This is a genomic window from Oceanisphaera profunda (assembly GCF_002157895.1).
In the GTDB taxonomy this organism is placed as follows: Bacteria; Pseudomonadota; Gammaproteobacteria; order Enterobacterales; family Aeromonadaceae; genus Oceanimonas; species Oceanimonas profunda.
Genome location: NZ_CP021377.1, coordinates 1139030 through 1150973, shown reverse-complemented (window position 1 = coordinate 1150973; position 11944 = coordinate 1139030). Strand labels below are relative to the sequence as shown.

The window sequence follows — 11944 nt, the reverse complement described above, 5'->3', positions numbered from 1 at the left end:
CAGCGCCGAGTCCTTGCCGTCTTTGCGAGGCACGAAGCAATCCAGCTTTTGAACTTCATTAAAAATTCAACATTAACAATTCAACATTTAATAATGGATTGCCGCGTCGTTGCACTCCTCGCAATGACCGACTGGGCGCTTGGTGCTAGGCGCCGGGCGCTGCTGTTAACTTCTCAACTATCGGGCCATTAGCCTCGGGAAAGTCGTATTGCTCAAGTTCACGGATGGCTACCCAGCGGCTGGGTTGGCCCTCTAAACCGCTTGGCTCACCATTGAAAGCTGTGACTTTGCGAATGGCCAAGGTCACGTGCTTGTCGCCGTAGTCGTGCTCGATTTGCATAAACGGCTCACAGGCCAACACGGTAATGCCCACTTCTTCGGCCAGCTCTCGTGCTAGCGCTTGGGCTACGGTTTCGCCGGTTTCCACTTTGCCGCCGGGAAACTCCCACTTATTAGCTTGATGCTGATTTGAATTGCGCTGGCAGATAAAAATCTCGCCCTGGGCGTTTTCAATCACGCCCACCGCTACTAAGACCGATTTTTTAGCCGTATTAGCCGCAGACATTTTATCAGTACTCATTTTCATTATCTTGGTCGGGCATCCAGGCGGGTTCGCCGGCAATGCGCTTTTCTTCATCTGCCCACTCGCCTAAATCAATCAGCTGGCAGCGCTTGCTGCAAAACGGGCGAAACTGACTTTGTTCGCCCCAAACAACTGTTTTATTACAAGTGGGGCAGGAAACGGTTAAGGGAGTGCTCATTTTATATTCGCCAATTCAAATTCTACATTGCCGATATCATGATTATCCACCGGCATGAAACGTACGGTATAGCGGTATTTATTGCCACTGACCACGGGATAAATAGCTTGGTCGGCAGGCACGCGTACCCGAATAATATGGGTGTGCGCCGCATCATCTTGAAAAAAGCCATTATGCGCGATTTGTGGCTGAAACTGGCCAACATCACGCCATAAGGTCAGTTGTAGTTCTAATCCTTGCTGCAGCAGCTGCAATTGGCTTAGCCAACCATCGATATCTTGCTGCTGATTAGCTTTGGGCTGGTGTAACCAATAATGCAGTTGTGGCACATCAAAGGAGCATAAACCGCCCGGAATGGCGAAACGGCTACGCACCGCGACCAACAATTTGTCTTCACGCAGCAGTTGGCCAAAACGCGGGGAGCGGGGCAATTGCTGGCTTAAGTCAGCCAATTGTTGTTCTAGCTCGCTGAGTGCGGCGACATCTATGCCCGGCACTTCGGCCCAAGCGGCCAACTTTTCTTTTTCAATATTTAAATCTTTGGCCAGATCGGAGCGAATATCGCACCGCTCCAGCAACTCAATAATATCCAATAACGCTTTAAACAGCGCCACGGCTTGGCCATTGGCGCTTAAGCTACGACACTGTTTGATTTGCAGTAGTAAATCGCTCAGGCGTAAGTAATTGCGGCATTTTTCGTTTAGGGGATATTCGTAAATAAGTGCTGACATAAGGCTCCGGCCTGCAGAGTGAAGGCTGTAATGAGAGTAATGTTACTCGCATTAGTCGGTAATAAACAAATCGAGCAAGCGATTAAGAAAGCGTCGGCCCAACGGCGTTAACTGCCAATGGCTGTCGGTCTCGCTGAGCAGCTCTAAGCGCAAGGCCTCAGCCAGAGGGGCTTGCAGCTGGTTGGTGCTCATGCCGGTTAGCTCAGAAAACTCTGACTTAGGTATAGCTTCAAATAAGCGTAGCCGATTCATAAAGTATTCCAACGACAGATCCTGCGTAGCTATCCCGTTGTACTGATCCAGATAAGGCCGGTTTGGCTCTAAGTAACCTTTAGGGTGCTTAACCTTCACCGTGCGCACTATTTTGGCTTCTAATGGCAGGGTAATTTTACCGTGGGCGCCACAACCAATGCCTAGGTAGTCGCCAAAGCGCCAGTAATTCAAATTATGCTGGGCCTCAAAGCCTGGCTTGGCATAGGCCGACACTTCATAGTGTTGATAGCCATTTGCCAGCAGCAGTTCATGACCTTGCTCATAAATATCTGCCAAGGTGTCGTCTTCGGGCAGCACAGGCGGGCGCGAGGCGAAAGGCGTGTTCGGCTCTATAGTGAGCTGATACCAAGACAAATGCGGCGGCGATAAGGCAATAGCTTGCTCCAGATCTGAGAGCGCATCATTTAAGCTTTGGTCAGGTAAGCCGTGCATTAAGTCGATATTAAAGCTATTTAAGCCCACGCTAGCTGCCTCTTGGGCGGCAAAGCGAGCTTGCTCTGGGTCGTGAATACGGCCCAAACGTGCGAGCTTTTCTGGTTGAAAGCTTTGAATACCAATAGAGATGCGATTCACCCCTGCGGCTTTAAAGCCAGCGAAGCGACCGGCTTCGACCGTGCCGGGATTGGCTTCAAGGGTAATTTCCATTTGCTCTTTAAAGGGAATTAGCGCCTTAACGCCGTCCAGCAGTTCTTTAATGGCCGCTGGGCTCATTAGGCTCGGCGTGCCGCCGCCAATAAAAATGCTGTGCAGTGGGCGCCCTTGGGCCAAGTGCAAATCTTGCCGTAAATCCTCTAATAGGGCGCCAATGTAGGCCTGCTCTGGGATCGCCTCTTTCATGGCGTGAGAGTTAAAATCACAGTAGGGGCACTTTTGTACGCACCAAGGAATATGGATATATAGGCTTAGCGGCGGTAATTGCAGCATTAGTTGGACTCTTTAAACGGGGTTTGCAGCGGCGCTTGCTGCGTTAGATCTTGCTGGCTTTTATCTTCTAATTTTAGGTCTTCTAGCTTTAGATCTTCTAACAAGAGCGCTTGCAGCTGACGCAGTGCTTTGCCTCTGTGGCTTAAGTGATTCTTCTCGGCACTCGAGAGCTCAGCGGCAGTTTTACCAGCCTCTTCTACCCAAAAGATCGGGTCGTAGCCAAAACCTTGAGTACCTTGAGCCGAGGTGGTGATTTCACCTGTCCAAGAGCCACTGCAAATTAATGGCGTGGGATCATCGGCGTGGCGCATATAAACCAGTACGCACCAAAAGGTTGCTTGGCGTTGTGCGCGGGGTACACCATTCAGCTCGCTCAGTAGTAGTTCAAGGTTTTGTTGATCGGTGGCATGCTCACCGGCAAAGCGCGCTGAGTATACGCCGGGGCGACCATCGAGCGCGGCCACGCTAATGCCGGAATCGTCGGCAATGGCTGGCAAGCCAGTCTTAACGGCCGCGTGACGCGCCTTGGTAATGGCGTTTTCGACGAAGGTAGTGCCGACTTCTATCGCGTCACTCACGCCAAGCTCAGTCTGCGGAGTCACTGTCATGTGCAACTCACCGAGCAGGCTTTGCAGCTCGGCCACCTTCTTGGCATTACCTGACGCTAATACTATCTGTTTGCTCATGATTGCTCTCGTTTTCTCTGCAGACTGTTATACGCTTAACGCCGTACGCTATTCGTAAAAAGACGGTGTTGTTCTTTACGTACGGCGTACCACGTAAAGCGTTGTTGACGCTTAATCCGTATAAAAGGTATGACGAAAGCTTAGCTCGCCACCTTGCTCTGGGCTTTTAATATCGATGGTGAACAGCACGTTGTCTTCATTGCGATACGGATATTCGGCGATGTAATAAATAGCGTCGCCTTCGCGAATGGTCTGAAACTCTAATTTGCGTATGGTACCAATCAACGACTTGCCTTGGCCGGTCATGCTCACTTGCAGCGTTTTGCCGTTTTGGTCGAGCACGGCAATGTTCAACAGACCATTATAGCGGCTGCGTTCGATGCGATTAGCGCGGGCTATTTCTGGTGTTAAAAAAGTGGAGGGCAGGGCGGTGTAATGCACGGTCCAAGCACCAATTTTTTGTTCTGCAGCGTGCAGCTGGGCCGATAATAGTAGGCCTACGCCGAGCAGTAAGGGGGTGAATATGCGTGTAAACATCATGCTTCCTTTTCAGTTAATGACGCGGTGAGATTGAAGCGTTAGCTAGTCGTGTTTAACAGCTGGGCCAAAGCTTGGGGAATCACTTTGGGTGACTCAATGACCACTCGCTTGTGTCGGCTGCTGTCACCGCTCAGCAGTTGCACTTGAGACTGAGTGACACGGCATTGCTTGGCTAACCATTTCAATAAATGAGCATTGGCTTTGCCATCTACAGGAGCGGCGGTAATGGCGATTTTTAACGCATCCCCATGCCGGCCAAGAAATTGATCTCGGCTGGCTTTAGGTTGCAAATAAATACGCAAATACAGCACCTCCTCGCGCAGCTGTACCGGCAGGGTTAGAGCCCCAACCAGAGCGAGCCAAAGATGTCGCTCATTAAGAAGTTCAGCACCTGCAGGATAATAAAGAACACCAGCATGGATAGGTCAATCCCGCCCATGGCCGGAATAATGCGGCGAATGGGGGCCAGCAGCGGCTCAGTGAGCTGAAACATCAGGTATTCAACTGGGTTATTACCCTGACTCACCCAGCTTAAGAGCGCACGAATAATCAATACCCAGAACAGCATGGTGCCGATTTTCTTCACTATGGTGAGCACTATTAATAACACCCACTCAAACCAGCTTGCGGCTTCGGCATTAATAATATGTAACGCGTACAGTAAGCCTAGTTTGAGCGCCACCACCAGCACCGCTAGGGCCACTGCGGCCATATCGATACCAAAAAAGCCTGGTATAAAACGGCGCAGTGGCGTTAATACTGGGTTGGTCGCCTTAAGCACAAACTGACTGACCGGGTTATAGAAGTCGGCGCGGGCCAGTTGCAACCAAATGCGCAGCAATATCACCATCAAATACAGGTCGCACAAGGTGTTAATTAGATAATAAGCGGTGTTCATTTATTGTCCTTAGAGCTGAGTTTCGAGTTCGCGTGCACGCAGAAGGGCGGCAGTCATGGCATCGGCGACCAGTTGTTCTAGCCCTTGCGCTTGAAAATGCTCAATCGCTTGTGCAGTTGTGCCTCCCTTAGATGTCACTTGCGCTCTTAGCTCACTTAAAGAGACATCTGGGTTAGCCGCCACCATATTAGCGGCACCGAGTGCGGTTTGCTGAACTAAAAGCCGAGCATCGGTCTCATTTAAGCCAAATCGTACCGCTTGCTCAGCCATGGCTTGCATAAATAAGAAGAAATAGGCCGGTGCACTGCCCGCCGCGGCGGTAACTTGGTTAATGCCGTCCTCTGCTGCTACCCACAAGGTTTTGCCTACGGCTTGCATCAATAGCTCGGCATAATCTCGGTCGGTTTGCGCCACCGTCGCCCCCGCATACAAGCCAGTCATGCCCAAGCCCACTAAAGAAGGGGTGTTGGGCATGGTGCGAATAATGCGCGTTTGGCCGCTAAGCTCCGTTAAGCGCGCCACCGACATACCGGCGGCAATCGAGATCAGCAACTTACCGGACAAGGTGCTGTCGACATTGGAAATATCACTCAGCATGCCCGCCATCATCTGCGGTTTTACGGCCAATACAATCACCTCTGCCCAGGCGGCGGCTTGGTCGTTGTCTTGGCTAGTGTGAATACCAAAATCATTGGCCAATTGGTCTAACTTTCCGCGCGAGGGATTAGACGCCATAATGGCCGAGGCGGGGTAACCGGATTGGATCAGGCCTGCAATCAAGCTGCGTGACATGTTACCTGCGCCAATAAAGGCCAGTTTTCTCTTTTCTATTACAGACTTAGGTGCCATGACAAATAGGGTCTCTTAATGATTAGGCTCAATAGCAACTCACTTATGCGTTGCGTGAGCCAAAGATAGCCGTGCCCACCCGAACTAGGGTGCTGCCACAAGCCACTGCGACTTCCAGATCATTGCTCATGCCGACGGATAGCGTATCCATGGCGGGGTATATTTGTGCCATTCTATCAAACAGTTGCTGCAACTCTAGTAATTGTGTCGTTAGTTTGTCGTGATCGTCGGTGGCCTCAGGTATGGCCATCAAACCGCGCAAGCATAACTGAGGTAATTCGGTGACCGCCGCGGCTAAAGCGGGTATTTCTTCTGGTAACACGCCGGACTTATTAGGCTCGCGGCTGATATTCACTTGTAAGCAAATATTTAAGGCTGCTAATGGCGCTGGGCGCTGGGCGCTTAAGCGTTCGGCAATTTTTAACCGCTCCACGGTTTGCACCCAATCAAAATGCTCGGCCACCGGCTTGGTTTTATTGGACTGCAATGGGCCAATTAAATGCCAAGTAATGTCTGGGCAGGGGGCGCTTAACGCCTGTATTTTATCAATCGCTTCTTGTACGTAGTTTTCACCAAACTGGCGCTGACCCGCGTGATAGGCGGTTTCAATATCAGCGATGGGTTTAGTTTTACTGACCGCCAGCAAGTGCACGCTATGGGCGTCGCGCTGGCATGCAGCCGTGGCGGCGGCAATTCTATCGTGAACCTGCTGCAGCTGTTGTAGGATAGTATTCATATGGATAATAAAACCAAGGGCAAGAGGGACAGAGAATGGATATTACGGAACTATTGGCGTTTAGTGTAAAGCATAATGCCTCGGATCTGCACCTGTCTGCGGGCGTACCGCCACAAATCAGAGTGGACGGTGAAGTGCGCAAGATTAACTTGCCGGTATTAGAGCATACCGAAGTGCACCGTTTGGTGTATGAGATCATGAATGATCGCCAGCGTAAAGAATTTGAAGACAACCTCGAAGTCGACTTCTCCTTTGAAATGCCAGACTTGGCTCGCTTTCGTGTAAACGCCTATCACCAAGCCCGCGGCGCAGCGGCGGTATTTCGGGTGATACCCAGCGAAGTGCTGAGCCTAGAACAATTAGGCGGGCCGGAAATTTTTCGGCGTATTGCCGAGTATCAACGTGGCCTAGTGTTGGTTACCGGACCTACGGGGTCGGGTAAGTCCACCACACTGGCGGCCATGGTAGATCATATAAATGAAAACTATAATAAGCACATTCTGACCATCGAAGATCCCATTGAATTTGTGCACAGTAATAAAAAGTGCTTAATCAACCAGCGTGAAGTACACAGAGACACCCACTCTTTTAGTAATGCGCTGCGCTCCTCGTTACGAGAAGATCCGGATATTATTTTGGTGGGCGAGCTACGCGACTTAGAAACTATTCGCTTGGCACTTACCGCCGCTGAAACAGGCCACTTAGTGTTTGCGACCTTGCATACCTCGTCCGCGGCCAAAACCATAGACCGTATTGTGGATGTGTTTCCGGGCGCTGAAAAAGCCATGGTGCGCTCTATGCTCTCTGAGTCCTTGCGCGCGGTGATTTCTCAAACCTTGCTGAAAAAGCCTAATGGCGGACGCATAGCAGCCCATGAGATCATGCTCGGCACGCCGGCCATTCGTAACTTGATCCGCGAAGATAAAGTCGCTCAGATGTATTCAGTGATCCAAACCGGTCTGGCGCACGGTATGCAAACCATGGATCAATGTTTAAAGCAGCTGGTGAACAGTGGTTTGATCTCAGCGGTAGACGCACGTGCTAAAGCCACGGATCCTCAGAGTATTCAGTAAGTGGAGCAAGCAATGCAGTTAACCCCTTTTTTGCAGGCCATGGTGGAGCAGCAAGCGTCAGACTTGTATATCTCGGTGGGCGTGCCCGCCATGATCAAAAGCCACGGCAATTTGGTTGCGATTAGTGACACTAAACTGACCGCCGTCGATGCCTTGGCGCTGGTGGAGTCGTGCATGACGCCGGAGTGGCACATGCGTTTTCATCAGCATAAAGAAGCCAACTTCGCCATTAGCGACGAACAGCATGGCCGTTTTCGGGTCAGTGCTTTTTGGCAGCAAGAAAAAGCCGGCATGGTGATCCGGCGCATCGAAAGCAAGATCCCCACCTTTGAAGAGCTGTATTTACCCGATAGCCTGCGCGAAGTGGCCATGGCTAAGCGCGGTTTAGTGTTATTTGTGGGCGGCACGGGTACCGGTAAATCGACCACGCAAGCGGCCATGATTGGGCACCGTAATCGTCATGCAGACGATCATATTCTGACCATCGAAGATCCGATTGAATTTGTGCATCAGCATGATCGCTCTATTATCACCCAGCGGGAAGTGGGCATAGACACCGAATCATTTGAAGCGGCCCTCAAAAGCTCCTTGCGCCAAGCGCCGAACGTGATTTTAATCGGTGAAATTCGCTCCGAAGAAACCATGGGCTATGCGCTGGCCTTCGCCGAAACCGGTCATTTGTGTATGGCGACTTTGCACGCTAATAACGCCAACCAAGCACTGGATCGCATTATGCATTTAGTGCCTGAAAGTAAGCATCGGCAGTTACAGTATGATTTATCCTTTAACCTGCGCGCAATCGTGGCCCAGCAGCTGATTCCCACTCGTGAAGGCGGCAAGCGTCGTGCGGCCTTTGAGGTGCTGCTTAATACGCCGTTAATGGCGGATTTGATCCGCAAAGGTGAGCTGCACCGTTTGAAAGAGGTAATGAGCAAGTCTCGTGAACAGGGTATGCAGACCTTCGATCAGGCCTTATTTGATCTCTATAACCAGAATCAGATCGGTTACAGCGAAGCCCTGGCTTATGCAGACTCCGCCAACGACTTGCGCTTGATGATCAAGTTGCAAGGCGGCGGCACAGGACTGGACGCGGGCTTGATGGATAACGTGACCATAGAGTAGTGGGCCTCAAGTCATGCAAGGGGTGTAGAGAGAATAGTGAGGGGTGAAAACCGCCTGCATTTTATTGATCAAATTGCATGCTTCACGTAATAACATTTTTTATAATAACCATTTAGAGGTAGCTCATGCTGATTGTCGTTTCCCCCGCTAAAACGCTGGATTTTGATACGCCACCCGTTATCAGCGACTTTACTCAGCCGCAATTATTGGCTGAGTCTGAATTACTGATTGAACGCGCTCGGCAACTGAGCCCCGCTGACATTGGTCAGCTGATGAAGATCAGCGACAAGCTGGCGGGCTTAAATGCGGCGCGCTTTGCCGACTGGCAGCCAAACTTTACCCCCGACAATGCCAAGCAGGCGCTATTGGCCTTTAAAGGCGATGTGTATACGGGGTTAGATGCCGAGAGCTTGAGCGCTAAAGACTTTGCATTTGCCCAAGCGCATCTGCGTATGTTATCAGGTTTATATGGCCTGCTGCGGCCGCTGGATTTAATGCAGGCTTACCGATTAGAGATGGGCACTAAGTTGGATAATGTGCGCGGCAAAGACTTGTATCAGTTTTGGGGTGACATCATCACCGATAAGCTCAATATTGCGCTGGAAGAACAGGGCGATAATGTACTGATTAATTTAGCCTCTAACGAATACTTTAAAGCGGTGAAGCCCAAAAGCTTAAGCGGGCAGATCATTACGCCTGTCTTTAAAGACTGCAAAAATGGTCAGTACAAGATCATCAGTTTCTACGCGAAAAAAGCCCGCGGTTTAATGGCGCGCTACATCATTCAAAATCAGTTAACCGAAGTCAGCCAGCTGACCGCCTTTGATACTGACGGCTACTACTTTGTGGAGGCCGAGTCCACGGCTACTGAGTTAATGTTTAAGCGCGACGAGCAGTGAAGCGTAGGGCCGAGCGCCCAGCTAGAAAATTGACGGTGTTGGTCGGCGATGAGGCAGCGGCGAAATGTTGCTGTAAAAACTTTCTTTAAGAAAAAGCAAAAAAGTGTGAACCTTTTGCCAAGCTACAGCTCTGATTAGGTGTGCTTACTGAATTTGAATACTCTCTCTTCATTTTCTTTTTGACCGGTCCTTATGGGCCGGTTTTTTTATGGAAAAAGCACCGGTTTTTTATGGGCATTAACCGAGATTAACGGCTCTTTCATGCTTATCAGATAATTATTTTAAAAATAATGCAAAAAGCTGGAACCTTTAGCACAAGCTGCGCTCTGATATTATGTGCTTACTGATTTTATGAATACTCTCTTCTTCATTTGCATTTTTTGACCGGCTCTTATGGGCCGGTTTTTTTATGGAAATTTTTGATAAATCAAAAGCGCAAAGAGTGAAGCTGCAGCTATCGAGGCCCTCAAAGGATGCTATACAGTTTTTAGGCCAAGGATTTACTGGCGTCTCTATGACGGCGACCTTCTATCGCGCGGCGTTCATCGTGTTCTGGCTGCCAACGCAGTAAGTCGCGTCGATCGAGGATTTGTCTTCTACAATGTTGGCGCCGCTCTGGACCCGTGTAAAATTTCAACATGCGGCTCCCTCCTTGGGGTTAACGTATCCATGAGTGATAAGCATAGCTAACGTGGCCAGATGCATCTAATAGCATTCTGTAAAACTAGCTGATCAGTATTATCACTCTTAGTGAATACAACACCTAAAGTCAGGCTGGACGGTGTTTTGTAGTCTAGCGCTTCAGCTGTTAGTCCCGTCTAAGCGGGAATGTTTAAAGCCTTCTTGCTTTGCAAGACCCACAGCTGAAGCGTGGGACTACAAGGGCGGCATTTATCTTTGTGATTCGCTTAAACAGGCCACTTCTTTACTTAGATTGGTATAACTCAAGGCTTAACAATTAACACCCGCCAATAACCAAAACAGGCACCCTAGGGTGCCTGTTTTGGTTAGCTGTTTTTGTTAGATAAAACGCTAAATAGCCGAGAGTTTACTCGTCGTCATCCTCGTCGTCCCAGTCGATAACGGGGGCGGCCTTTTTCTTCGGCTTAGGGATCACGGCTTCACCAGGCTTAGGACCGGCCCACTTTGGCTTGCCCTTGGCCTTAGTATCACGCAGGCGCACTTTTTCTTTCTTTACTGGCTCGTCTAATTTTTTGCCTTTGGCGTCTTTACGCTTGCGCGAGTTCACCTTGGCTTCTTTATGCTTAGGTCTCAGCTCTTCAATGATACGGCGCTTGAGTGCTTCTTCGGTGTATTTCTCCACCTTCACCAGCAGCGGCATATCGTGTGCTTCCACCAAGCTAATGGCGGTGCCTTTTTGGCCGGCACGGCCGGTGCGGCCAATACGGTGCACATACACATCTGCGGTGCGTGGCATATCGTAGTTAATTACGTGGCTAACTTCCGGTAAGTCGATGCCGCGAGAAGCCACGTCGGTGGCCACTAAGATATTCACCCGACCAATGCGAAACCGAGCCAGCGCTTCAATACGCTTATCTTGATCCATTTCACCGCGCAGCCACGCATTATGTAAGCCTTCTTGTTGCAGACGGCTGGCCAGCTCCATTAAGCGGTCGCGAGTTTTTACAAAAACAATGCTGCGGGTCACATCAGGCTGGCGCAACAAATGCACTAACAGCGCAAATTTATGCTCAGGATTGTCGGCTAAGTGCACCCACTGATTGATTTTTTTACGCTCACTGCGCGGCGGCTCGGCGGCGAGTTGCACCGGATCTTTTAGTAGATCGGCGGCAAAGCTCATCAAGCCTCGGCCTTCCAAGGTGGCAGAAAACAGCATGGTCTGGCGGCGCCAGCGTGCTTCGGCGGCGATGCGGTCTACGTCTTTAATAAAGCCCATGTCTAGCATGCGATCCGCTTCATCAAGGATCAGCATTTCTATATCGCGGCTATCAAAGGACTCGCGGTCTATGTATTGCAGCAAGCGGCCCGGGGTCGCCACTACGATATCCGTAGTTTTGGTGAGTGCCGGCAGATGTTGGCTTTCATGCACGCCGCCGGTGATCACTTCTACCCGTAAGTTGGTGTGCTTCACGATTTTTTTCGCGTCTTCGCCAATCTGGATAGCCAGCTCGCGAGTAGGCGTTAAAATCAGCACTCGGGTGGGGCCTGCATTACGGCGTGGAAAGTCCAGCAGATGTTGGCAAATCGGCAATAGAAATGCCGCCGTTTTGCCGGTGCCGGTCGGGGCAGAAGCCATAATGTCCCGTCCGCTCATGGCTTCGGGAATGACTTGGCTCTGAATAGTGGTCGGTTTTGCATAGCCCATATCAGCCAGTGCGCGGACCAGGACGGAGTCCAGTTCCAGTTGCTCGAAGGTCATACTGCTCATGATCGGTCTCGTCAGCCTACTAAAAGGCGGTATTATAAGGGA

General features: G+C 50.4%; 15 protein-coding genes. 3 read left to right on the top strand and 12 right to left on the bottom strand.

Annotation, left to right across the window (positions count from 1 at the left end):
* Positions 1 to 145: 145 nt before the first annotated feature.
* The 10 genes from mutT to CBP31_RS04950 all read right to left on the bottom strand — a co-directional run bounded on the left by mutT (position 146) and on the right by CBP31_RS04950 (position 6398).
* On the bottom strand, positions 146 to 580 hold the full coding sequence (mutT, locus tag CBP31_RS04995; RefSeq protein WP_227875152.1) for an 8-oxo-dGTP diphosphatase MutT: 435 nt from the start codon (positions 578 to 580) through the stop codon (positions 146 to 148).
* Positions 570 to 761: a DNA gyrase inhibitor YacG gene (gene yacG / locus CBP31_RS04990; protein ID WP_087035144.1), complete on the bottom strand. Its 192-nt coding sequence runs from the start codon at positions 759 to 761 to the stop codon at positions 570 to 572. Before yacG ends, mutT begins: the two co-directional genes overlap by 11 nt.
* Positions 758 to 1492 (bottom strand): cell division protein ZapD, encoded by a 735-nt coding sequence (gene zapD, locus CBP31_RS04985; protein WP_087035143.1) that lies wholly within the window; start codon positions 1490 to 1492, stop codon positions 758 to 760. The genes yacG and zapD overlap by 4 nt, the downstream gene beginning before the upstream one ends.
* A gap of 51 nt (positions 1493 to 1543) precedes the next feature.
* On the bottom strand, positions 1544 to 2689 hold the full coding sequence (gene hemW, locus CBP31_RS04980) for a radical SAM family heme chaperone HemW (protein WP_087035142.1): 1146 nt from the start codon (positions 2687 to 2689) through the stop codon (positions 1544 to 1546).
* Positions 2689 to 3375: an RdgB/HAM1 family non-canonical purine NTP pyrophosphatase gene (gene rdgB / locus CBP31_RS04975; RefSeq protein WP_087035141.1), complete on the bottom strand. Its 687-nt coding sequence runs from the start codon at positions 3373 to 3375 to the stop codon at positions 2689 to 2691. The genes hemW and rdgB overlap by 1 nt, the downstream gene beginning before the upstream one ends.
* Before the next feature lie 111 nt (positions 3376 to 3486).
* Positions 3487 to 3915: a DUF4426 domain-containing protein gene (locus tag CBP31_RS04970; protein WP_227875151.1), complete on the bottom strand. Its 429-nt coding sequence runs from the start codon at positions 3913 to 3915 to the stop codon at positions 3487 to 3489.
* A gap of 38 nt (positions 3916 to 3953) precedes the next feature.
* Complete coding sequence (locus CBP31_RS04965; RefSeq protein WP_087035140.1) at positions 3954 to 4250, bottom strand: DUF167 family protein; 297 nt, start codon at positions 4248 to 4250, stop codon at positions 3954 to 3956.
* Between the two features lie 2 nt (positions 4251 to 4252).
* Positions 4253 to 4813: a YggT family protein gene (locus CBP31_RS04960; RefSeq protein ID WP_087035139.1), complete on the bottom strand. Its 561-nt coding sequence runs from the start codon at positions 4811 to 4813 to the stop codon at positions 4253 to 4255.
* A gap of 9 nt (positions 4814 to 4822) precedes the next feature.
* A complete protein-coding gene (proC, locus tag CBP31_RS04955) occupies positions 4823 to 5644 on the bottom strand; it encodes a pyrroline-5-carboxylate reductase (protein WP_087038625.1) in 822 nt (273 codons plus the stop codon).
* A gap of 61 nt (positions 5645 to 5705) precedes the next feature.
* Positions 5706 to 6398 (bottom strand): YggS family pyridoxal phosphate-dependent enzyme, encoded by a 693-nt coding sequence (locus CBP31_RS04950; RefSeq protein ID WP_087035138.1) that lies wholly within the window; start codon positions 6396 to 6398, stop codon positions 5706 to 5708.
* 35 nt (positions 6399 to 6433) lie between these two features.
* On the opposite strand from CBP31_RS04950, the gene CBP31_RS04945 reads away from it, so the two are divergent.
* The 3 genes from CBP31_RS04945 (at position 6434) to yaaA (ending at position 9492) form a co-directional block, all read left to right on the top strand.
* Positions 6434 to 7471 (top strand): type IV pilus twitching motility protein PilT, encoded by a 1038-nt coding sequence (locus CBP31_RS04945; protein ID WP_087035137.1) that lies wholly within the window; start codon positions 6434 to 6436, stop codon positions 7469 to 7471.
* 12 nt (positions 7472 to 7483) lie between these two features.
* Positions 7484 to 8593, top strand: coding sequence for a PilT/PilU family type 4a pilus ATPase (locus tag CBP31_RS04940; protein ID WP_087035136.1), 1110 nt, complete (start codon positions 7484 to 7486; stop codon positions 8591 to 8593).
* Between the two features lie 125 nt (positions 8594 to 8718).
* Positions 8719 to 9492 carry a peroxide stress protein YaaA gene (gene yaaA, locus CBP31_RS04935; RefSeq protein ID WP_087035135.1) on the top strand — a complete coding sequence of 258 codons (774 nt, stop codon included), beginning with the start codon at positions 8719 to 8721 and terminating at the stop codon, positions 9490 to 9492.
* A 487-nt stretch (positions 9493 to 9979) separates the two neighbouring features.
* Here yaaA and CBP31_RS15630 read toward each other — a convergent pair whose 3' ends face one another.
* The gene (locus CBP31_RS15630; RefSeq protein WP_169712988.1) at positions 9980 to 10132 is read right to left on the bottom strand and encodes a hypothetical protein; all 153 of its coding nucleotides are present in this window, start codon (positions 10130 to 10132) and stop codon (positions 9980 to 9982) included.
* Between the two features lie 408 nt (positions 10133 to 10540).
* On the bottom strand, positions 10541 to 11902 hold the full coding sequence (gene srmB, locus CBP31_RS04930; RefSeq protein ID WP_087035134.1) for an ATP-dependent RNA helicase SrmB: 1362 nt from the start codon (positions 11900 to 11902) through the stop codon (positions 10541 to 10543).
* Between the last annotated feature and the right edge of the window lie 42 nt (positions 11903 to 11944).